Genomic DNA, 1092 nt, shown 5'->3' on the forward strand with positions numbered 1-1092 from the left:
GCTGCGCCGGGCGCCCTTCCCGCTGGTCGTCGTGGCGGCGGCCGGGACGACCGCCGTGCTCCGGCTCTGCGGCGTCGCCTGACCGCGCCGCCTGACCGCGTCGACGCAGCGGCCCGGAAGCGGGCGCGCCCCGGTGGACATGTGACCAAATGGTCACCTATCCTGGAGGCGTGTCCGACGACGACCTGGTGTTCAAGGCGCTGGCCGACCCGACCCGCCGGTTCCTGCTCGACCTGCTCTTCGCCCGAGACGGGCGGACGCTCACCGAGCTGGAGTCGGAGCTGGAGATGTCGCGGTTCGGCGTCATGAAGCACCTGCGCGTGCTGGAGGACGCCGGCCTCGTGGTGTCCCGGAAGTCGGGCCGCGAGAAGCTCCACTTCCTCAACCCCGTGCCGATCCGGCTGATCCACGACCGCTGGATCGACAAGTACACCGAACGCCACGTGACCGCTTTGACCGAGCTCAAGGCAGAGTTGGAGAAGGATCCATGAGCGGGACCGACAGCGCGGCGACCACCCAGGTCTACCGCGTCTACATCAAGGCCGCCCCCGAGAAGGTCTGGGACGCCATCACCAAGCCCGAGTGGACCGACCGCTACGGCTACGGAGGCCTCACCGACTACGACTTCACCCCCGGTGCGCCCTACCGCACCCTGCCCGGCCCGGCCATGGTCGAGGGGGCCAAGGCGATGGGCTTCCCCGTCCCCGAGACCGTCGTCGACGGCGAGGTGGTCGAGGCCGACCCGCCGCGCAAGCTGGTGCTGACCTGGCGGATGGCGATGGACCCGCAGCTGGCCGCCGAGGGCTTCACCCGGGTCACCTACGAGCTGGCGGAGAAGGACGGCTCCACCCGGCTCACCGTCACCCACGAGCTGGCCGGCGCCCCGCAGCTCGCCGCGCTGGTCAGCGGCGCCCACGACGACGAGCAGATGGGCGGGGGCGGCGGCTGGAGCTGGGTGCTCAGCGACCTCAAGTCGCTGCTGGAGACGGGCAAGACGCTCGCCCAGTGACCGTGTCCCCGTGACCGCCACCCCGTGACCGCACGCCGGTGCGGGCGGGCCCCCGCCGGGAGCCCGCCCTGCACCTTCCACGC

General features: G+C 71.9%; 2 protein-coding genes. Both read left to right on the forward strand.

Annotation, left to right across the window (positions count from 1 at the left end; genetic code table 11):
* The first annotated feature begins 170 nt into the window (after positions 1–170).
* Positions 171–491 (forward strand): metalloregulator ArsR/SmtB family transcription factor, encoded by a 321-nt coding sequence (locus ABZ641_RS39000; protein WP_344626510.1) that lies wholly within the window; start codon positions 171–173, stop codon positions 489–491.
* Positions 488–1009, forward strand: coding sequence for an SRPBCC family protein (locus ABZ641_RS39005; protein WP_344626511.1), 522 nt, complete (start codon positions 488–490; stop codon positions 1007–1009). The genes ABZ641_RS39000 and ABZ641_RS39005 overlap by 4 nt, the downstream gene beginning before the upstream one ends.
* Positions 1010–1092: the final 83 nt, after the last annotated feature.

Source organism: Kitasatospora sp. NPDC007106 (genome assembly GCF_040634455.1).
In the GTDB taxonomy this organism is placed as follows: domain Bacteria; phylum Actinomycetota; class Actinomycetes; order Streptomycetales; family Streptomycetaceae; genus Kitasatospora; species Kitasatospora arboriphila.